A 19,535-nucleotide genomic window follows, 5' to 3' on the forward strand; every position below is an offset into this window, starting at 1 on the left:
GTCCTCAGAGCTTGAAAACCGTGTCGATCACGGTCGAAGAAGTGGGATTGTCAGCATCGTCGGCGGCATAGCCGGTGATCTGGTAGATCGGTATGGGGTTATCGCGCGGCCCGCCCATGCCGACGGTGGTGCCGAAGGGAACGCAGGTGTCGATCTGCCGCACCGTCACCGCCGGCACCGCATCGGAACTCTGCTCGCTGCCCCACTGCGAAGGGTCGAAGGCGGCATCGCAGGCGGGATCGATGTCGCCCGAGCCGATCAGACTGCCGTCGGGCAGCGCCTCACGGTTGGCGATTTTCTCCACGAGATGCTCGGCGGTGCGGACCGTCGCTTCGGTGTTCTGGAAGGACAGGTTGCTGGCGCGATAGTTGGCCGACATCTTCTCCTGCATGCCGGCGACCTGCATGCCGGCGATACCGATCAGCGCCAGCAGGATCAACATCACCAGCGCCACATACAGCACGGCGCCGCGCTGATGGCGCGGGACGGGAGACTGGACGACGGGGCGGACGGAGGCGTGCATGTCAGTTCCCATAGAGTCGATTGCGCAGGGCCACCGATACTTCATAGCTGGCCCGGTAGCGGGTATCACGGGTGTCGGACGGCTCGAACTCCACGCCCAGTGCGCCCTGGCGGGCCACCTTCTGCTGGGCCTGCAACGCATCGGCCGGTTGCGGGCTGCGCGCCAGGACGCCGACCTGGACCAGACCGACACGGCGCCATTGCCCGGCGGCGGTGGCATCGGTGCCCGTGGACACACCACTGGCGGTTTCCTGCGCGGTGATGTTGCCGATCGGCGACGCATCGGCACTGATGTCCGTGGTGGAATCCAGACCGAACAGCACCTGCAGGTTCTCGATGCCTTCCACCAGTTCTTCATTGAGCTCGGCAGGGTACTGGCCGGCGGAATTGGCACGGGCGCGTCGCAGCGCAGGTTCGCCGGAGGCGCCGGTGCCGATGTAGTACACGATGGACTCGGCGCGGTACACCAGCGTCTGCCCGTTGGGTGGCGCATACCTGGACAGGTCCGCATTGGTCGCCGTGACCGTGCCACCGGCCACCGTGCCCGGGAAAATGTCGACATGGGCGCAATCGGCAATGCCGAACATCGTCGGCGCGGCGGGCGTGCCCTGACTCAATCGGGCCACGCGCTCGGTGTCGACCGTCAATTCGCTGCTGCCGCTGTCCGCTGTGATCGCGGTGACCGGCACGCCTTCGCCGGCCAGGAAGCGCAGTACCAGCACATCACTGCCACCCAACGGATTCAACCCGGCGATCCCGGACGGCAGGCCACCTGCTTCACTCCAGGTCTCGCCCAGGGTCAGGGTGTTGCCAGGCGCGGTGCTGCCCGCTTCGTAGCCCTGCACCGCCACGGAAAAATCGAGCGGACTGCCGGCCCCGGTCGCGGCGGTGAAATGATGGCGCGGGTCACCCTCGTCCTTGATGAAGTGGGCCTGGTCGTTGACGCAGCCGTAGTGTCCGGCCATGCGGATGTCGCGTTCGAGGAAATCGATCGCAAACCGGGCGTTTTCCTGAGTGCGTGCCACGCCTTCGGCCAACCGGGAGGCGGTGCGCGAGGCGATGAAGACCTGGATGACGCCCAGCATCAGCACCGTGCCGATCACCACCGCGACCATCAGTTCGATCAGCGACAGACCCTGCTGCCTGCGCGACATGTTCGGGAAAGGGGTCATAGCTGCGACGTCACGGTGAAAGTGGTCTTGTCATCGGGGTTGTCCTTGTCCCAGCGCTGGTCGCCCCAGGCGATCGAGACGGTGACGCTGCCACCGTTGTAGTCGACGTCCGCGCTGGCGGTTTCGCCCAAGGCCTTGGCCACCTGGCACTGCCAGCGCGCGACGTTCTGCTCGATGGTGACCGCATCGCCGGTCGGGCGCCCGCAGGGCCCGGTCACGGCCACCGAGCCGGCCGAGAACGATGCCGTGCTGTACCAGGCGGCCTGGAACCGGTTGGCGCGCATCTGATCGATCAGGTCATACGCCAGGTTGGTCGCCTGGGTGCGGTAATTGGCGCTCTGGGTGAAGCGCACGCTCATGGTCTGCAGCAGCGCGAAGCCGAGCAGGCCGAAGGCGAGCACGACAATGGCGACCAGCACTTCGATCAGGGTGAAACCGCCCGGCACTGCGCGCAGGCGACGTTGGCGCTTGCGGTTCATTGGCACGCTCCCTGGGCACTGCGTGCCTGGCCGGAGGAATTGATGGTCACGGTGCGCTGCATCGGCTGGCTGCCACACTCATCCGGGCGCAGCGTCAGCGTCTGATCGGCGCCGGCCTGGCGGCGCCCGCGGCCATCGAAGCTGATGGCCGTGTTTTCCGGCCCATCGACGATGAGCCTGGGGTGGCCCTGGCTGTAACGCAGCACGGTTTCGCCGGTCTCCAGGGTGCCGCTGCCATCCGGATCGGCGAAGGCCAGGATGCCGCTGTTCCAGTCACCGTCGCAGCTGCTGCCGGTGGCGCTGCCACAGACGCCGCCGCCCCTGTTGTTGCGGATGGCCTCGCTGCGCGCGAGCGACAACAGGCCCAGCGCTTCATTGTTCGCCGCAACCACCCGGTTGGAACGGATCACGCTCAGGAAATTCGGGAACCCCACCGCGACCAGCACGGCAAGAACCGCCATGGTCACCATGAGCTCGATCAGTGTGAAGCCGTTGAACCGGCGCAAAGACATGAAACGCTCCCCAGCGTTGATGACACAGACGATGAACGCCCCGCCGCCGGTCAGCAAGCGGCGGCAGGACGAACGGTCGCCCGGAGGCGACAGGCGTCAATCCGTTGACACAGAACACGGCCGGCGGCAGGCCCCCTGCCCGCCGCCGGTCCGGTCAGAGCCTCAGGCCATGACCTTGTAGCAGGGCTGGTACTCGCCCGAGATCTTCATGCGGCGCTGCTCGACGAAGGCGCGCAGCAGCTCGTCCAAGGCCTGCATCATGTCCGCATCGCCATGGATCTCGAACGGACCGAACTGCTCGATGCGGCGCATGCCGTCTTCCTTCACGTTGCCGGCCACGATGCCGGAGAACGCGCGACGCAGGTCGGCGGCCAGGGCATGCGGCGGACGGCCGTGGTGCAGATCCAACGAGGCCATCGCCTCGTGGGTCGGCACGAACGGCTGCTGGTACTCCCACGGAATCTCGATGGACCAGTTGAAGAAGAACGAGTCCTTCTGCGCCAGGCGGTGCTCGCGCACGCGCTTGATGCCCTGGGCCATCTTGCGGGCGACGTTGACCGGGTCGCCGATGATGATCTCGTAGCGGCTGGCCGCCTCTTCACCCAGCGTGAGCCGGATGAAACGGTCGATCTGCTCGAAGTACGGCGCGGCCACGGTCGGGCCGGTCAGGATCAGCGGGAACGGCAGGTCCTTGTTCTCCTCGCGCAGCAGGATGCCCAGCAGATACAGGATCTCCTCGGCGGTGCCGACGCCGCCGGCGAACACAATGATCCCGTGGCCGATACGCACGAACGCTTCGAGACGCTTCTCGATGTCCGGCATGATCACCAGGTGGTTCACGATCGGGTTCGGCGACTCGGCGGCGATGATGCCCGGCTCGGTCAGGCCGATGTAGCGCGTGGTCGTCTTGCGCTGCTTGGCATGGGCGATGGTGGCGCCCTTCATCGGGCCCTTCATCGCGCCCGGGCCGCAGCCGGTGCAGATGTCCAGCCCGCGCAGGCCCAGCTCGTAGCCGACCTGCTTGGTGTACAGATACTCATCGCGGCCGATCGAGTGGCCGCCCCAGCAGACGACCAGGTTCGGGTCGCCCGGGTTGAGGATGCGCGCGTTGCGCAGCAGCCCGAACACCGCGTTGGTGATGCCCTCGGACGACTCCAGCTCCGCCGCGTACGCCGGGCCCATCTCGATGGCCATGTAGGCCAGGTCGCGGACCACGGCGAACAGCAGCTCGGCCACGCCGCGGATGATCTCGCCATCCACGAAGGCCATCGCCGGGGCGTTGACCAGGTCGATGCGGACACCGCGGTCCTGCTGGGCCACCTGGATATCGAAATCCGGATACAGATCGCGCGCGGCGCGCGGATCGTCCGAGGCGCTGCCACTGGTCAGCACGGCCAGCGCGCAACGGCGCAGCAGCTCGTGCATGCCACCACCGGAGGCATCGCGCAGGCGCGCCACTTCCGCGCGCGACAACACATCCAGTCCACCGCGCGGGTAGATCCGCGCGTCCTGCACCGGCAGCGTCCGCGCCGGTTTTTCGTTGATCGTCATGTCCATCTTGTTCGCTTTCCTCAAGGTTACCGACTGTACCGCTGCCCCCTTAAAAAGCAAAACGGCCGGGAAACCCGACCGTTTGGATATGTGGTGCCCCCGGCGCCACGCTGGGGCTGCCGCAGTTGCATGTTCATCGCGCAACCGGCTGATCATAGGCGTATTGCCCGGGTCGAGCAAGCACCGCGTGACAGGTCCCGCGCTGGCGCCGCCGCCTCCCGGACAGCAGAACGGCCAGGTTGCCCTGGCCGTTCCGGGTGTAACGCGGGTCGTTGCCTCAGTTCATCAGAACTGGTAACGGAAGCCCAGCTGCACCGACCACTGCGACACACCGACGTCGAAGCCGTCTGCGTCATTGTTGGCCACTGCCGGCAGGTCCGCGCCGCGGAAGTTATACACGTACTTGCCGTCCTTGATGCCCTGCAGGCTGGCCACACGTGCATCGGCGAAGAAGCCGTAGTCGTAGATGTTGCCCCAGTCCTTGTTGATCATGTTGCCGACGTTCTGGATATCCAGCCAGATCTCCGACTTGTGCCCCTTCATGAACCCCGGCAGCTGCTGGCTGACACGGATGTCGAAGGTGTTGATCCAGCCGGTACGGAACTGGTTGGCCGGAGCATAGCTGCCTGCGTACTTGGCCAGCTGCGGGTTGTTGGCCAGCCATTCGTAGAACGACTTCTCCATCGCCGCATCCGGGGTGAAGTTGCTGCCCACCAGGTTGCCGAACAGCACATCGCCCGGGCCGGTCGGCACGTAGAACAGGTCGTTCGCGGAACGGTTGTCGCCGTTTGCATCGTTCACGTAGACGTAGCTGTACGGACGGCCGCTGCGGCCTTCGTACACCAGACCGATCTTGGTTTCGTAGTCACCGAAGAACTTGTGCTTCCAGTTCAGACCACCCGACAGGCGGTCGCGGATCTGGTAGCGCGAGGTGTTTTCGATGTTGTCATTTGCGTTGAAGGCGTACTGGTAACCCCAGCCCGAGCTGGCGGTGGAGCTGGTCAGCGAGCCCACTTCGGTCGCGTCCGTGTAGGTGTAGCCGATGTTCCACGACCAGTCGCTGGCGACATCCCACGGCTTGGTCAGCGAGACCGTGAACTGCGAGGTGCGACCCTTGTCGGTGTTCGCAATCTCATACACGGCGTCGTAGGCCTGGTTGCGCCCAGCGCGGGCATTGCCCGTGGCCCAGGCCGAACCGGTGCTGCCAGTGGAGTAGTACATGTCACGGCCGTCCGGACCCTGATACTGCACCGGGCCCAGATTCAGGTTCTTGTAGTACAGGGCGTCCTTGACCTTGGTGACCAGCAGCTCGGCGGAGGCGACGATGCCGTACCACGGGGTCTCGTGATCCAGGGCCAGGTTGGCCTTGTACACCGACGGCATGTTGAAGTCGCTGCTGACGAAGTTCACGTTCTGCCGGTTGGAGCCCGCGGTGTTCGGAACCGGCTGGCTATCCTTGTTCGGGTTGAACGGCAGTGCGGCGTTGTAGGCGGTGTAGGTGTAGACCGAGTTGTTGAAGCCGGTCGTCGAGTAGCTGTTGCTCAGCCACACCTGCGGGGCATCACCCTGGAACAGGCCCACGCCGCCGCGCAGCTGGGTCGGGCGATCGGTGTCGAAGGTGTAGTTGAAACCGGCGCGCGGCTGGATCAGGAACTTGTTGCTCAGCACATCGCTGTTGTCGAGGCCGAAGAACTGCGACGCCGTTGCGTTGTACGTCGGCGCCGGGGAGGTATCGGCACGGTCCGCACGCAGACCCAGGGTCAGGGTCAGGTTGTTGTTGACATACCAGGTGTCCTGCACGAACAGGGCCAGGTTGCTGAACTTGTAGTCAGCCGGAATCGAACCCGGGCTGCGTTCCGGGTTGTAGTTGTAGCTGCTCCAGCGGCCGGCGGCGAAATTGTCCAGGCCGTAGAAGGTGTAAGCGCCCCACGAGTTGGCGCCGAAGTAGTTGTAGATGTCGTTGGTGTCGTACGACGCACCGAACTTGACGTCATGGTCACCCAGGGTCCAGGTGCCGGCAGCGTAGTAGTTCCACGCCTTGGTCTGCAGGATGTTGTCCTGCGAGTTGACTTCGGTACCGAGGTACAGCGAATCGCCGGTCGGCGAAGCCTGTGTGCCCTGGAAGAAGATGCGGATGCTCGGCGCGTCGGTCGACACGTTACGGATCGCAGAATACTCGCGGTACGAGGCCTTCAGTTCGGTGGAGAAGTTGTCCGACCAGTCGCTGAACAGCTGGGCGACGTAACTCTCGTTGGTCTTGTCGTGCTGGTACCAGTAAGAGCTCAGCGAGGCCGTGCTTGTGGACATGCCGTTGATGCGCAGCTTGCTCTGGTCGATCTTGCTGTAACGGATGTTGGCACGGTGGTTGTCGCTGATGTTCCAGTCCAGCTTCAGCGCGTACTCTTCCATCTCCGTATCGCCGTTGCTTTCCAGGCCACCGGCCGGGATGCCATAGCCCTGCGCGATCTGCTGCGCACGAGTAACGTCGGCCAGGGTGAACTGCGGATTGGCCTTGCCCAGTGCAGTGCCGCTGATGTCGGCGCCCGGGGCGGCCTGCTTGAACTTTTCGTAGTTGGCGAAGAAGAACAGCTTGTCTTTCACGATCGGGCCGCCCACGGTCATGCCGTAGGTCTCTTCCTTGGTGAAGCCGTTGAACGCCTTGCCTTCCGGGTTGTCGCCGAACCAGTCGCCGTCACGGTAGGTGCCGTACACGGAACCATGGAATTCGTTGGTACCGGACTTGGTCACCGCGTTGACGGTGGCACCGGCGGCAGCAGCGATGCTGACGTCGTAGTTGGACAGGTTGATGTCCAGCGCTTCGATGGCTTCCATCGCCACCGGCTGGCGGCGGGTCGGCATGTTGTTGCCTTCCAGGCCGAAGGTGTCGCTGGCGGACACACCGTCGATGCTGATCGAGTTGAAGCGCGGATTCTGGCCACCGGCCGAGATCGAGCCCGAGGCGCGATCGATGAAAGTCACGCGCGGATCCAGACGCATCAGATCCTGGATGTTGCCGCCGATCGACGGGGCAACTTCGATCTGCTGCTGGCTGATGTTGGTGCCCGAACCCATCTTGGTCGCGCTGAACACTTCCGAGCCTGCAGCGACGGCAACAACCTGCACCGCCTCCAGGTTGGTCGCCGCCAGGTCACCGGTCAGTGCCGCATTGACGGTACCGGTCTGGTTGACGCCCAGGTACACACCCTCTTCCGTCTTGGTGCCTTCACCGGACTTGTTGATGGTGATGGTGTACGGACCACCCACGCGCAGGCCGCGCGCGTTGTAACGACCCGCCGCATCGGTGGTCGCACGGCTGACCGTGCCCGACTCGGTGTGCGTGATGGTGACTTCGGCACCGGCAACAGGCGAGCCTGAGGCGGACGTGACCTGACCGCCGACACCGGCAGAGGTGCTCTGGGCGAAGGCGGGAGCGGCAGCAAGTGCGGCCACGAGACCAAGGGTGAGCTTGGACATCCGGAGACAGCGTGAGTGGGTCATTGGGGAGTAGCCTCGATGCGAGATTGGCGATGGCGGAGAAAAAAACGCGCCCAAGCAGCCTTGCTGGCGGCTGACTGGACTTTTATCTGGGTTCCCTAGCCGCGAGCTGGTTTCAGCCGCAACGGTTAACACTAGATTAACACGGTAACCTCGGATTGTGACGGTTTGGCGACAAAACACACGCCATCACAACGGGATCGTGACGCTATCTTCACATTTGATTGTGACGGGCTGAATGCGGGCCATCTGGCGCCGCCAGCGGTTTCGGGAGGATCCCCGCGGGGGTTTTTCAAGGTTCACTGGGGAGCCGGCCAGCGGCCGGCACTACCTGACAGCCGTGGGACGGCCTTGGGCACGGTCGCCCTGGGCACAATCACCCAACGGTGACGCCCTTCCCGCCCTCAGGCCTCGAGGATCTCACCGCGGTGGGCAGCGCCGGCGGCGGACAGCAACAGGACCGCCGCGGCGGCGCACTCGGCCGGGTCACGGGCGCTGCGGTCTTCATCCAGCGAAAAGGCACGGGCGCGCAACGCGGTGCGCATCGGGCCCGGCTGCAGGCCACTGACCCGGACCGGGCTGCGGCCGAGTTCGTCGTGCAGGGAGGCGATCAGGCCGCGCAGGCCGTGCTGGGCTGCGCCGTAGCCGCCCCAGTAGGCCTGCCCTACCCGCGCAGGGTCGTCCACGGTGAATACCAGCGCGGCATCGTCGCTCTGGCGCAGCAGCGGCAGGCAGGCCTGCGCCAGCCAGGCGGGGGCGGTCAGGTTCACATGTACCGCCCGGGCGAAGGCGGCCGGGTCGGCCAGTTCGAACGGGGTCAGCCCGGCGAAATCGGCTGCGCAATAGAGCACACCATCCAGATGGCCGAGCTCGGAGTGCAGCCGCTCGGCCAGGGTGGCGTAGTCGTCGGGGGTGGCCCCTTCCAGATCCAGCGGATACAGCAGCGGCTCCGGGCCAACGGCGTCGACTGCGGCGTAGACCCGGTCCAGGCGGCGCGGTTTGCGCCCCAGCAGGACCACGGTTGCCCCGGCCTGCGCGCAGGCGACAGCGGCGGCACTACCAAAGCCTCCCCCGGCCCCGGCGATGAGAATGACGCGATCGGCGAGCGATCCGGTCCCGACCACCACGGACGGGACCGCACTCACGGCTGGGACGCCTCTTCGACGATGCGCTTGAGCTCGCCGGATTCGAACAGCTCCAGCACGATGTCGCAGCCGCCGATCAGCTCGCCGTGGATGAACAGCTGGGGGAAGGTCGGCAGGTTGGAGAAGCGCGGCAGGTTGGCGCGGATCTCGGGTTCTTCCAGCACGTTGACCGTGCGCAGCGCGATCGCGCCGGCGGCCATCAATGCCTGGATGGCACGGCTGGAAAAGCCGCACATGGGGTATTGCGGCGTGCCCTTCATGAACAACACGAGGGGGTAACGTTCGACTTCGGACTGGATCTGCTGCATCACCGCCACAACGACTCTCCCTCCAATGGGACAACCCGGCCTCACCGGTCGGATAGACTTCCCTGACCGCCATTGTATGCCCTACCTTCGGGTGGTGGGCACCCTGTCGGGGCTCTCCCTTCCCAATCTGTCGTGCCCATGCCCCTCGAACTGCCTCGCCTTCCCTACGACCGCGCCGCCCTCCAGCCCCACCTGTCGGCGGAGACGCTGGACCTGCACCACGGGCGGCACTTCCGTGGCTACCTGGACACGGTGAACGCGCGTATTGAAGGCACGGAGCTGGCCGAGCTGCCATTGGAGGAGATCGTCCGCCAAAGCCAAGGCAGCCTGTTCGACGCGGCCGCGCAGGCCTGGAACCACCAGTTCTATTTCCAGTGCCTGCACCCGCGCGCCGGCGGCGATCCGCAGGGCCGGCTGGGTGAACTGGTCACCCGCCATTTCGGCGATGCCAAACGCCTGCGCGAAACATTCGACCGTGCGGCATCGAGCCTGTTCGGCTCGGGCTGGGTGTGGCTGGTGCAGCACCCCAATGGCGCGCTCGCGATCCAGGTGACGCGCAACGCGGGCACACCGCTGACCGGGGAGAGCACCCCGTTGCTGGCCTGCGATGTGTGGGAACACGCGTATTACATCGACTACCAGAACGAGCGCGCACGCTACCTGGAGGCGTTCTGGAAGCTGGTGAACTGGGACTTCGTCACCGCGCAATTGCGCGATTGAGGCGGTGCCGGCCAACGGCCGGCACTACCGGGCCGTCAACCGCGCAGGATCTCGATCACCGGCGCGACCTGGTCGGCGCGATCAAGCTGCACACCGACGCTTTCCAATGCACCGGCCAGCGCTGCCGCATCATCATCGCGCAGCGTGGCATGGCCGACCTTGCGGCCGTCCCGCGCCTGCTTGCCATAGTCGTGCCAATGGCCGCTGGCCTGGCCGAGCACGGCCGCAGCATCGGGCATCTGGCCGATCCAGTTGAGCATGCAGGCATGGCCCAGCATGCGCGTGTCGCCCAGCGGCAGGCCGAGCACGGCGCGCAGGTGGTTCTCGAACTGCGAAGTCTCGCTGCCTTCGATGGTCCAGTGGCCGGAGTTGTGCACGCGCGGTGCCATCTCGTTGGCCAGCAGTTCGTCGCCGCGGCAGAACAACTCCAGCGCGAACACGCCCACGTAGTCCAGGCGCTCGGCCAGCGTACGTGCGTAGCCGATGGCCGCCTCGTGCTGGGCCGCCGACAGCTGTGCCGGGGCCAGACTGGCCGAGAGCACGCCGTTGACGTGCCAGTTGCCGGTGATCGGCCACGCGCGGAACTCGCCATCCTGCCCGCGGACCGCCACCACGCTGACCTCGCGATCAAAGGCGACGAAACCTTCCAGAATCAGCCCGGTCTTTTCGACATAACTGCCGAGCGTGTCCCAGGCCGCGTCGATGTCGGCGGCGCTGCGGATCCGGAACTGGCCCTTGCCGTCATACCCCAACCGGCGGGTCTTGACGATGCAGGGCATGCCGAACTCGGCGACCTTGGCCGCCAGTTCGTCGCGGCTGCGGATATCGGCGAAGGCCGGCAGCGGGATGCCCAGCGACTGGAACAGGGTCTTCTCGCTGAGCCGATCCTGGGCCACCGCCAGCGCATCCGGATTGGGATACACCGGCACGCGCTCGGCCAGGAACGTGGCGCTGCGCGCCGGCACGTTCTCGAAATCGAAGGTCACCACGTCCACGCGCGCGGCGAAGGCCGTCAGGGCCGCCTCATCCTCGAACGCGGCCACCTGCAGCGGTGCCACCTGGGCACCACAGGCATCGGCGGCCGGGTCGAACAGCTCGAAGCGCAGTCCCATCGGCGCACCGGCCAGGACCATCATGCGGGCGAGCTGACCGCCGCCCAGAATCCCAACGGTCTTGGGGGTCATTGACGCGGGTCGTCGTGGGCCATGACATCTTCGGTCTGGCGGGCGCGGAAAGCCTCAAGTGCCTCACCAATCGCCGGCTGGTCCGAGGCCAGCATGGCCGCCGCGAACAGCGCCGCGTTGGAGGCGCCGGCGTTGCCGATGGCGAAGGTGGCGACCGGGATGCCCGCCGGCATCTGCACGATCGAGAGCAGCGAATCCATGCCGTTCAGCGCCTTGGACTGCACCGGCACGCCCAGCACCGGCACGGCGGTCTTGGCGGCGATCATGCCCGGCAGGTGCGCGGCCCCGCCGGCACCGGCGATGATCGCGCGCAGGCCACGCTGGCCCGCCTGCTCGGCGTAGGTGAACAGCACGTCCGGCGTGCGATGCGCCGAGACCACTTTCACTTCATAGGGAACGCCCAGCGAATCCAGCTTCTGGGCGGCGTGCTGCATGGTTTCCCAATCCGAGCGGGATCCCATGACGATGCCGACGAGCGGCGCGGTTTGGTTGAGGGTCATTGGCCGTCACCTGCCTTAAAGACGTATTCTAGCCGTCTTCCACGCAAGACGAAGAATCCATGGATCGCAAGCTGCTCGACCTCCTGTGCTCGCCCGATACGCGCCAGCCCCTGTCCCTGCTCGACGCCACCGGCCTGGACGCGCTCAACCGCGCGATCGGCAGCGGTGCCGTGCTCAAGGCCGATGGCAGCCCGCAGGCGCAGACGCTGCGCGAGGCCCTGCTGACCCGCGACCGCAAGCAGGTGTTCCGCGTGGACGACGGCATCCCGGTGCTGCTGGCCGAAGAGGCCATCGCCACCACCCAGATCGCTGATTTCCCGGAAAAATGAGCCACCTTCCCGTGCCGGCCCCCGAGGCCGCCCTGGTGGCCGCCGATGTGGCCCGTGCGCTGGCCGAGGACATCGGCAGCGGTGATGTCACCGCCGCCCTGCTCCCGGACCGCCCCGACAGCGCCTACCTGCTGTGCAAGCAGGACGCGGTGATCGCCGGTCGCCCCTGGTTCGATGCGACGCACACAGCGCTCGATCCGGAGGTCAGGATCGAGTGGCGCGTGGCCGAGGGCGACCGCGTCGCCGCCGGCACCGTGCTGGCGCTGCTGCAGGGCCGCAACCGCAGCCTGGTGAGTGCCGAGCGGACCTCGTTGAACTTCCTGCAGACACTGTCCGGCACGGCGACCACCACCGCGCAGTACGTCGCGGCCGTGGCCGGTACCGGCGCGCGGATCCTGGACACCCGCAAGACCCTGCCCGGCCTGCGCGTGGCACAGAAGTACGCGGTGCGCTGCGGCGGCGGCAACAACCATCGCCTGGGCTTGTTCGACACGGTGATGCTCAAGGAAAACCACATCCGCGCGGCCGGCTCGCTGACCGCTGCGGTCCTCGCGGCACGTGCGCAGTGGCCGGCGTTGCCGCTGGTGGTCGAGGTCGAAGACCTGGACCAGCTGCGCGAGGCGCTGGAGGTGGGCTGCACCCGCATCCTCATCGACGATTTCGACCCCGCCACGCGGCGCGAGGCCGTGCGCATCGCGGCCGGGCGGATTCCGCTGGAAGTGTCCGGCAGTGTCGGCCTGGACGGCCTGCGCGCGATCGCCGAGGACGGCGTGGACTGCATCTCCATCGGCGGACTGACCAAGCATGTGCAGGCAATCGACCTGTCGTTGAAATTGGGGCCACCCCCGGGCTGACGCGCGCGTCGATCCATGATCGACGGCCAGCCGCACTTTCACGGTATGGGCAGATGCGGTCTGCGAGGCTGCGTCTGCCCCCACCTGGAATGCACGCATGCGCTGCCTGCCGCTTCTCGCCTGCCTGTCTCCCCTGCTCGCGCTGCTGCCGCTCCAAGCGTCCGCCGCCGAGGTCTGCGATGTGCCCCCGCGGTTCGGGCTGAGTCCGCTGGCCGTGGCCATCGTGCAGACCGCCTGCAACGAACACCGCCTCTGGTATCGGCCCTTCATCGACCGTGATGGCCGCGCAGCCAGCCTGAGTGTCACCGAAGCCGAAGACGTCCACCTTGCCGACAACGGCCTGGTGGCCTGGCAGCGCGTGGTCGGCTACTGGCGGCAGAGCGGCACGTTGTCGCCGATGGGCAGCCAGCCCGGTGCATCGAGCTGCATGGCCCCACCGGGCACGCGCTACACCGACACCGACTGTCGTGCGTTCCTGGTCGACAACCCGTGGTCGGCCGCCTTCATTTCCTGGGTGATGACCCGCGCCTCGGTGCCCGGCTTCACCCGTTCGCCCCGGCACATCGACTACATCCGCGCCGCGTACCAGAACAGCGGACCGTACCGGATGACCGACCCGGCGCAGGAGAAACCCGCGCCCGGCGACCTGCTGTGCTACCTGCGCGACCGGCGCGAGGCACTGAGCTACAGCGGGCTGGTGCAGTCGCTGGGCAGTGGTGCGGTGACGCATTGGAAGTCGCATTGCGAGGTGGTGATCGCGGCCAACATGGGCGGCGACCGCACGCTGTATCTGATCGGCGGCAATGTCATGAATACCGTGGCGTTGCGCAAACTGTCGCTGGACCGCAGCGGCCGGATCGAGCTGCCGCCCGCGAAGGCCAGCGCGGGCGATGGCGTGGATCTGGGCTGCACGCCGGGCCGCGAAGAGGAATGCAGCTTCAATCGCCAGGACTGGGCCGCGCTGCTGAAGCTGGTGACCACCGCGCCGGCAGCGGTGCCGATGGATGCGCCCGTTCCGACCGGCATGCCGGTGCCCAATTCGATGACACCGCCCCCACCGCCATCGCGCACGCCGTGATGGCAAACGCGCGGATGGCTTGATCCGCGCCGCATTCGTCGCCATCTTGGGGGGACCGACCTCCCTGACCGCGCCGAGTCACCGATGCCCAGTTTGATCCTGCTGATGATTGCCGGCGCGTTCGCCTACGCCTTCTGGAATTCCTCGCGTGCCGCCGCCGAGCGTGCCGGTGTGCTCGGGCGCAATGCCTGCCGCGCTGCCGATGTGCAGTGGCTGGACCAGAGCGTGCACGCCACCGGCCTGCGCGTGTGCCGCAAGGACAACGGCTGGCTGGGCTGGGAGCGCACCTTCAAGTTCGAGTACTCGCACGATGGCGTGGACCGCCACAGCGGGCGCATGGTGCTGCGCGGTGATCAGCTGATCACGTTCGTGGGACCGTCGGCGGCACGGATCAGTGAGATCCGGCGCGATATCGATACACGGGATGCCGAGGACGTCTAATGAAATGGCCGCCTTGCGGCGGCCATGGTGACTCTTATTTGACCACCCGCAGATGCGGGCGACCGCTGGGCTTGGGTGGTGCATCGTCCGGCGGGGTCGGTGAATCGTCCGGCGGCAGCTCATCGTCCGGGCCCGGCTCGTGACCCGGAATGTCATCCGGAAGCGCCATGCCCTGCCCCGTCTCGCGGGCATACACGGCCAGCACGGCCGAGATCGGCACCTGCACCGGGTAGCTGGTGCCGGAGAAGCGGGCCGAGAAGCTCACGCTGTCATTGTCGATATGCAGGCGCACCACGGCGCGCTCGGCAATGTTCAGGACGACACGGCCGTCCTTGACCGCGCTCTGCGGCACCTGCACGCCAGGCATGCCGGCGTCGACCAGGATATGCGGCGTCAGGTCGTTGTCATTGATCCATTCCACCAAGGCCCGCAACAGGTACGGGCGGTGGCTGGTCATGCGAAAAGTGTCTTCAGTCATGTGGTAGAGCCGAGCCGTGCTCGGCTGCTCTTGATCCGGATTGCCTGATGCAAGTGTACGCGCCCGCCTACCCGCAGGTCAGCCATGGCGCGTACCGGCACCGCGATTTCGTTCAGTCCACCGGTGCCGCACGCGGCACACGTCCCGTCGATCAGACCGGCAGATCGCGCAGTTTCTTTTCCTGGTCGGTCAGGCTGCGGATGAAGCCGGGGTGCCGGAAAATGCGGTTGCCATAATCTTCGATCGACTTGCCATCCTTCGGCAGCGGCACGTCCAGCGCCTGCAGCCGCCAGATGATCGGCGCCATCGCGCAATCGGCCAGGCTCATTTCCGGGTTGAGGAAGAACTTGCTGGCCTTGAACAGCGGCACCGCGCTGGTCAGCAGTTCCTTGAGCCGCTTGCGGCCCGCCTCGGCCTGGGTCTTGTTGCCCAGCTGGATGGCCTGCACCTGCGGTACCCAGTCGTGTTCGATGCGCAGCATCGCCAGGCGGATGCGGGCCCGCGAGAGCGGATCGACCGGCATCAATGGCGGGTGCGGATAGCGCTCGTCCAGGTATTCACTGACCACCGACGCCGCGTACAGCACCAGCTCGCGCTCCACCAGGGTGGGCACGGAATGGTACGGGTTGAGATCGATGAGATCTTCGGGCGGATTCTGCGGATCGACCGGCACCGAGTCATAGGTGACGCCCTTGGCCGCCAGTACCAGCCGCACGCGATGGCACAGCACATCGTCGTTCGAGGAAAACAGCGTCAGGGTATTCCGCATGCGTACGCTCGCCGCCATCAAAGGCTCTCCAACGTCCGGTAACCGCCGGTCGTATCGGCGCCGCCAGCCCATTGCCGACGGTCGTCACAGTACCCGAGTGTGCAACCGCACATCACAAAAGCCAATAGGGCGATGGTCCCACGCGTGGAACGATCGCCACTGGACGGCGCCCGACGGTTCAGTGGACGTCCTTCCAGTATTCCTTCTTGAGCAGATAGGCCAGGAAGGTCAGCAGCGCCAGGAACAGGATCACCCATACGCCCAGCTTCTGGCGTTTGAGCGCCGCCGGCTCGCCGGCGTACTCCAGGAAGTTGGTGATGTCGCGCACCGCCTGATCGTACTGGCCGGGATCCATGTTGCCCGGCTGCTCGATCTTCAGGCCGACCACTGGTGCATCCAGTCCCGGGCCCTCGGCCTTGCCGTGCACGGCATGCTGCAGGCCCTGCATCTCCCACAGGGGATTGGGCATGGAGGCATTCGGGAACACGGTGTTGTTCCAGCCCAGCGGCCGCGTGGGATCCAGGTAGAACGACTTGAGGTAGGTGTAGACCCAGTCGCTGCCCCGCACGCGCGAAATCAGGCTCAGGTCCGGCGGCATCTTGCCGAACCACTTCTCGGCCTGGGCCTTGGGCATCGTTACCGGGACCGGCTCACCCACCGGGGTGCCGGTGAAGTTGAGGTTGTTCATGACCTCCTCTTCGCTCAGCCCGAGATCGGCGGCCATGCGCGAGTACCGCAGGTATTTCAACGCGTGGCAGCCGGAGCAGTAGTTCATGTAGAGCTGTGCGCCGCGTTGCAGCGAGGCACGATCGCTCAGATCATTGCCGGCCTGCAGGGTCTTGGCGCCCTCGGCGGCATCGGCCACCGCGACACCAAGCATCAGCGCCGCCGCGCAGGCCAGCCGGACAATCCAGTGGTCAGTCATGCGTGGTCACCCGGTCCGGTACCGGCTTGGTCCTGTCCAGCTTGGTCCATAGCGGCATGGTGATGAAGAAGGCGAAATACAGGAAGGTCAGTACGCGCCCGATGTAGGTCTCGTGCGCATCCGTACCCGGGCCGGAGCCGATCACGCCCAGCCACACGAAGCACACCGCGAACATGCCCAGCAGGCCGCGCGAGAGCAGGCCGCGGTAGCGGTAGGACTTGACCCGTGCCCGGTCCAGCCACGGCACCAGGAACAGGATGGCGATCGCCGAGAACATCACGATCACGCCGCCGAGCTTGTTGGGCACCACGCGCAACATCGCGTAATACGGGGTGTAGTACCAGACCGGCTTGATGTGCTCGGGCGTCACCAGGCGGTTGGCCTCGGTGAAGTTGTCGTGCTCCAGGAACAACCCGCCGAAGGCCGGGGCGAAGAAGATGATGAAGGCGGCGATGATCAGCAGGAAGCCGGCGCCGACCGCATCCTTGAGCGTGTAGTACGGATGGAAGGGAATACCGTCGGTGGGCGCGGTGGCCGACCAGCGGTTGCCCTTGGGGCCCTTCTTGATCTCCACGCCGTCCGGGTTGTTGGAGCCCACTTCATGCAGCGCGCCCAGATGCAGCACCACCAGCAGCAACAGCACCAGCGGCAGTGCGATCACATGCAGCGCGAAGAAGCGGTTGAGGGTGGCGTCACTGGGCAGGTAATCGCCCATGATCCATTCGGTCAGGCCGGTACCGATCACCGGGATCGCACCGAACAGCGAGATGATCACCTTGGCCCCCCAGAACGACATCTGGCCCCACGGCAGCACGTAGCCCATGAAGGCTTCGGCCATCAGTACCAGGTAGATCAGCATGCCGAGGATCCAGACCAGTTCGCGCGGCTTCTGGTAACTGCCGTAGAGCAGGCCGCGGAACATGTGCAGGTAGACCACGATGAAGAACAGCGAGGCACCGGTGGAGTGCATGTAGCGGATCAGCCAGCCCCACTCCACGTCCCGCATGATGTATTCGATGGAGGCGAACGCTTCGGCCGCGTTCGTCTTGTAGTGCATCGTCAGGAAGATGCCGGTGACGATCTGGTTGACCAGGATCAGCAGCGCCAGCGAGCCGAAGTAGTACCAGATGTTGAAGTTCTTCGGCGCGTAATACTCGCTGACGTGCTTGCGGTACACCGGCATCAGCCCGGGCGCGCGGGCGTTGACCCAGTCGGCCAGGCCGGTGGCGGTGCGGGAAAGGATATTGGCCATGATCAAGCCGCCCCCTGCGGATCAACGCCGATGATGATGGTGTTGTCGTCCTGGTAATGGTGCGGCGGCACCAGCAGGTTGATCGGCGCCGGAACATCCTTGAACACGCGACCGGACATATCGAAACGCGACTTGTGGCAGGGGCAGAAATAGCCGCCCTTCCACTGCGGGTCGTAGGGCTCGGGGCGGATCTCGGCGACCATTTCCGGCGAACAGCCCAGATGGGTGCACAGCCCGACCAGCACCGAGACCTCGGCCTTGATCGAACGGAATTCGGGATTCTGCTTGAGCACGTACTCAGGCTGCTGCTCTTTCTCGCCCGATTCGGGATCCTTCAGGCGGCCGTCCAGCCCGTGCAGCGCGTCGAGGATGGCCTTGGAGCGCTTGACGATCCAGATCGGCTGTCCACGCCACTCCATGACCAGACGCTGGCCTTCCTGGAGCGCACTGATGTCGGCAATCACCGGGGCACCGGCCAGTTTGGCGCGGGCGCTGGGATTCCAGGACTTGATGAACGGTACCGCTGCAAATCCGACGCCGACCGCTCCGACCACCGCAGTGGTTGCTGAAAGGAATCGTCGACGTCCAGTATTGACTGGATCGTTTACCCCATCGTTGGCCATCCGGCACTCCGATATTGATTTAGGTAGCTTGAGGCTGCCAGTAGACCGGTGGGGGCCAGTCCACATTGAATCAGCCGCGAGTGTAGCTGAACCGAAGTCGGCCACACAACGCGGTACTACGGAACGACATTACCCCGACAGTACGGCATCAGGTACTCCCGGCGCCATCGGTTATTGCTGGGTGGCGACCGCACTTCGATAGCGGTCGGCCAACACGGCCACCCGCTTCACGTAATACTGGGTCTCGCTGTAAGGGGGCACGCCGCCATGGCGGGCTACCGCGCCCTCGCCCGCGTTGTAGCCCGCGGCGGCGAGGGTCAGGTCGCCATTGAAGCGCTTGAGCAGCCAGGACAGGTACTGCACGCCACCCCGGATGTTCTGCGAAGCATCATAGGAATCACTGACCCCGAAGCGACGCGCGGTGGGCGGCATCAGCTGCATCAGGCCCTGCGCGCCGGCCCGGCTGAGCGCCAACGGGTTGTAGGCGGACTCGGCATGGATGATCGCGCGCACGATCGCTTCTTCCACCCCGAACTCCCGGGCGGCCGCGGCGATCTCGCTCTGGTAGGCCGTGGTATTGAGGCGGACCGAGCCGAAGTTGACCGAAGGATTCACGCCGCAGGCGTAGCAGCGTTCGATGAAGGTGTAGTGGATGGTGCGGACCTGGCCCAGGCTCGCCATCTGGGCAGGCCGTGCGCTGGTGTAGTGACGCACCCCGTCCTTCATATAGGAATAGAGCTGCCCGCTGCGCACCTGCCCTGCCTTGCCCGCCGCGGGGGCCGGAGCGGACGGTGCGGTCAACACGGTGGCCGGGGCGGGAACAGGCGCGGGGGTGATCGCGGTCGCCGCCGTGGCGGTGTCGGCCCGGGCCGGGGTGGGTGCAGGGGTGACGGTGGCGACCGGGGCGGGCACGGGCGGCGCAGACAGGGCCCGACGGGGCGCGCTGCGGTCGGGCCGGTAGCTGCTGATCACGCTGCAGCTGGCCCCGCCCACGCGCTTGCTCACATAGCTGGGAATGCCGTCGGCGCCCACACACTTGTACAGCGTGCCCGCACTGGCCGGCATAGCGGTCAGCGCAGCCAAGGCCAGCGCAGCGATCCCCAACATCCCCTTCATGAGCGGGAGTGTCCCCAATTCGTGGGGGATTGCCAAGGGGGGAGCCCGACCCGGCTACAATGCCGTGCTCACCGCAGCCATC

Annotated in this window: 21 protein-coding genes; 5 read left to right on the plus strand and 16 right to left on the minus strand. The window is 66.0% G+C overall.

The features are described 5' to 3' along the window. Window positions 1–4: 4 nt before the first annotated feature. The 8 genes from K4043_RS17910 to grxD all read right to left on the minus strand — a co-directional run bounded on the left by K4043_RS17910 (window position 5) and on the right by grxD (window position 9,193). Window positions 5–523 carry a PilX N-terminal domain-containing pilus assembly protein gene (locus tag K4043_RS17910; RefSeq protein ID WP_265310112.1) on the minus strand — a complete coding sequence of 173 codons (519 nt, stop codon included), beginning with the start codon at window positions 521–523 and terminating at the stop codon, window positions 5–7. Between the two features lies 1 nt (window position 524). Next, entirely contained in the window at window positions 525–1,694 is a 1,170-nt protein-coding gene (locus K4043_RS17915; RefSeq protein ID WP_123728849.1) for a PilW family protein, read from the minus strand. Further along, window positions 1,691–2,173 (minus strand): type IV pilus modification protein PilV, encoded by a 483-nt coding sequence (pilV, locus tag K4043_RS17920; protein ID WP_123728848.1) that lies wholly within the window; start codon window positions 2,171–2,173, stop codon window positions 1,691–1,693. The genes K4043_RS17915 and pilV overlap by 4 nt, the downstream gene beginning before the upstream one ends. After that, window positions 2,170–2,685 (minus strand): Tfp pilus assembly protein FimT/FimU, encoded by a 516-nt coding sequence (locus K4043_RS17925; protein WP_265310113.1) that lies wholly within the window; start codon window positions 2,683–2,685, stop codon window positions 2,170–2,172. Before K4043_RS17925 ends, pilV begins: the two co-directional genes overlap by 4 nt. 162 nt (window positions 2,686–2,847) lie before the next feature. Then, on the minus strand, window positions 2,848–4,236 hold the full coding sequence (ppnN, locus tag K4043_RS17930) for a nucleotide 5'-monophosphate nucleosidase PpnN (protein ID WP_026070247.1): 1,389 nt from the start codon (window positions 4,234–4,236) through the stop codon (window positions 2,848–2,850). 285 nt (window positions 4,237–4,521) lie between these two features. Then, the gene (locus tag K4043_RS17935) at window positions 4,522–7,710 is read right to left on the minus strand and encodes a TonB-dependent receptor (RefSeq protein WP_265310114.1); all 3,189 of its coding nucleotides are present in this window, start codon (window positions 7,708–7,710) and stop codon (window positions 4,522–4,524) included. A gap of 425 nt (window positions 7,711–8,135) precedes the next feature. Continuing rightward, window positions 8,136–8,876, minus strand: a complete 741-nt coding sequence (locus K4043_RS17940) for an SDR family NAD(P)-dependent oxidoreductase (RefSeq protein WP_123728845.1) — start codon at window positions 8,874–8,876, stop codon at window positions 8,136–8,138. Then, window positions 8,873–9,193: a Grx4 family monothiol glutaredoxin gene (gene grxD, locus K4043_RS17945; RefSeq protein WP_019186185.1), complete on the minus strand. Its 321-nt coding sequence runs from the start codon at window positions 9,191–9,193 to the stop codon at window positions 8,873–8,875. The genes K4043_RS17940 and grxD overlap by 4 nt, the downstream gene beginning before the upstream one ends. A 129-nt stretch (window positions 9,194–9,322) precedes the next feature. On the opposite strand from grxD, the gene K4043_RS17950 reads away from it, so the two are divergent. Then, window positions 9,323–9,904: a Fe-Mn family superoxide dismutase gene (locus K4043_RS17950; RefSeq protein WP_265310115.1), complete on the plus strand. Its 582-nt coding sequence runs from the start codon at window positions 9,323–9,325 to the stop codon at window positions 9,902–9,904. A gap of 35 nt (window positions 9,905–9,939) precedes the next feature. Here K4043_RS17950 and K4043_RS17955 read toward each other — a convergent pair whose 3' ends face one another. Further along, window positions 9,940–11,088 (minus strand): 5-(carboxyamino)imidazole ribonucleotide synthase, encoded by a 1,149-nt coding sequence (locus tag K4043_RS17955; RefSeq protein ID WP_265310116.1) that lies wholly within the window; start codon window positions 11,086–11,088, stop codon window positions 9,940–9,942. After that, window positions 11,085–11,588 carry a 5-(carboxyamino)imidazole ribonucleotide mutase gene (gene purE / locus K4043_RS17960; protein WP_019186188.1) on the minus strand — a complete coding sequence of 168 codons (504 nt, stop codon included), beginning with the start codon at window positions 11,586–11,588 and terminating at the stop codon, window positions 11,085–11,087. The genes K4043_RS17955 and purE overlap by 4 nt, the downstream gene beginning before the upstream one ends. 59 nt (window positions 11,589–11,647) lie before the next feature. On the opposite strand from purE, the gene K4043_RS17965 reads away from it, so the two are divergent. The 4 genes from K4043_RS17965 (at window position 11,648) to K4043_RS17980 (ending at window position 14,290) form a co-directional block, all read left to right on the plus strand. Further along, window positions 11,648–11,917 carry a Trm112 family protein gene (locus tag K4043_RS17965; RefSeq protein ID WP_265310117.1) on the plus strand — a complete coding sequence of 90 codons (270 nt, stop codon included), beginning with the start codon at window positions 11,648–11,650 and terminating at the stop codon, window positions 11,915–11,917. Then, on the plus strand, window positions 11,914–12,771 hold the full coding sequence (nadC, locus tag K4043_RS17970; protein WP_265310118.1) for a carboxylating nicotinate-nucleotide diphosphorylase: 858 nt from the start codon (window positions 11,914–11,916) through the stop codon (window positions 12,769–12,771). The genes K4043_RS17965 and nadC overlap by 4 nt, the downstream gene beginning before the upstream one ends. Window positions 12,772–12,868: 97 nt before the next feature. Continuing rightward, the gene (locus K4043_RS17975) at window positions 12,869–13,849 is read left to right on the plus strand and encodes a DUF2272 domain-containing protein (protein WP_265310119.1); all 981 of its coding nucleotides are present in this window, start codon (window positions 12,869–12,871) and stop codon (window positions 13,847–13,849) included. An 84-nt stretch (window positions 13,850–13,933) separates the two neighbouring features. Further along, the gene (locus K4043_RS17980; RefSeq protein ID WP_019186192.1) at window positions 13,934–14,290 is read left to right on the plus strand and encodes a DUF3301 domain-containing protein; all 357 of its coding nucleotides are present in this window, start codon (window positions 13,934–13,936) and stop codon (window positions 14,288–14,290) included. Window positions 14,291–14,324: 34 nt separating this feature from the next. Here the strand turns inward: K4043_RS17980 and K4043_RS17985 are convergent, their stop codons facing one another. The 6 genes from K4043_RS17985 to K4043_RS18010 form a co-directional block, all read right to left on the minus strand. Continuing rightward, complete coding sequence (locus K4043_RS17985; protein ID WP_088433018.1) at window positions 14,325–14,768, minus strand: ClpXP protease specificity-enhancing factor; 444 nt, start codon at window positions 14,766–14,768, stop codon at window positions 14,325–14,327. A gap of 151 nt (window positions 14,769–14,919) precedes the next feature. Beyond that, complete coding sequence (locus tag K4043_RS17990) at window positions 14,920–15,555, minus strand: glutathione S-transferase N-terminal domain-containing protein (RefSeq protein WP_019186262.1); 636 nt, start codon at window positions 15,553–15,555, stop codon at window positions 14,920–14,922. A 160-nt stretch (window positions 15,556–15,715) separates the two neighbouring features. After that, a complete protein-coding gene (locus tag K4043_RS17995; protein WP_123728839.1) occupies window positions 15,716–16,462 on the minus strand; it encodes a cytochrome c1 in 747 nt (248 codons plus the stop codon). Further along, complete coding sequence (locus tag K4043_RS18000) at window positions 16,455–17,714, minus strand: cytochrome bc complex cytochrome b subunit (protein WP_123728838.1); 1,260 nt, start codon at window positions 17,712–17,714, stop codon at window positions 16,455–16,457. The genes K4043_RS17995 and K4043_RS18000 overlap by 8 nt, the downstream gene beginning before the upstream one ends. A 2-nt stretch (window positions 17,715–17,716) precedes the next feature. Beyond that, entirely contained in the window at window positions 17,717–18,337 is a 621-nt protein-coding gene (petA, locus tag K4043_RS18005; protein WP_019186259.1) for a ubiquinol-cytochrome c reductase iron-sulfur subunit, read from the minus strand. A 171-nt stretch (window positions 18,338–18,508) separates the two neighbouring features. Beyond that, complete coding sequence (locus K4043_RS18010) at window positions 18,509–19,453, minus strand: lytic transglycosylase domain-containing protein (RefSeq protein WP_265310120.1); 945 nt, start codon at window positions 19,451–19,453, stop codon at window positions 18,509–18,511. Window positions 19,454–19,535 lie beyond the last annotated feature (82 nt).

Source organism: Stenotrophomonas sp. SRS1, assembly GCF_026130205.1.
Lineage (GTDB): Bacteria > Pseudomonadota > Gammaproteobacteria > Xanthomonadales > Xanthomonadaceae > Stenotrophomonas > Stenotrophomonas rhizophila_B.